This window comes from Mesorhizobium sp. BHbdii (assembly GCF_053848045.1).
On record NZ_JBSPKX010000185.1, the window covers coordinates 1 to 467 of the forward strand.

Genomic DNA, 467 nt, shown 5'->3' on the forward strand with positions numbered 1-467 from the left:
CCTGGCTGGGGAAGCGTCCGGTTTCCGTATGGCCCATCGAGATCGGCACCGCCCCGAAGCGGCAACCTTCGTAGAGGCGGTTGGGCAGCAGCCATTCCGAATTCTGCCCCGCCTCGAAGAAATCGATCGCCCAGGAGAAATGCACATCCTGGTAGATCGCCGCCATGTCCTCCGGATTGCGGTAGGGTCCACGAAACGACAAATAGGGCTCGGCATCGACGAAGGCGTGGAAATCCGGGAATTCGGAGAGTGCCGGACGCCCGCGCAGCACGATCTCGAAACGTCCGTCCATACGACGCGTGAAATCGGCCAGCAGCTTGAGCGAGCGTCGGCAGCGCAGCGCTCCGAACCAGCCGATCCGCCATGGCGGCGCGGCCGGCGCTTCCACCGGCTCACGCTCGCCGGGAAGGATCGCCGCGGCCTCGAAATATTTGTTCTCGATCAGCTCGACGGGTGCGGCGACCTGG

General features: G+C 64.5%; 1 pseudogene. It reads right to left on the reverse strand.

The annotated features are described in order from the left end of the window. Positions 1-467: pseudogene (locus ACWTU8_RS32530) on the reverse strand (glycosyl transferase family 1); the annotation flags it as partial.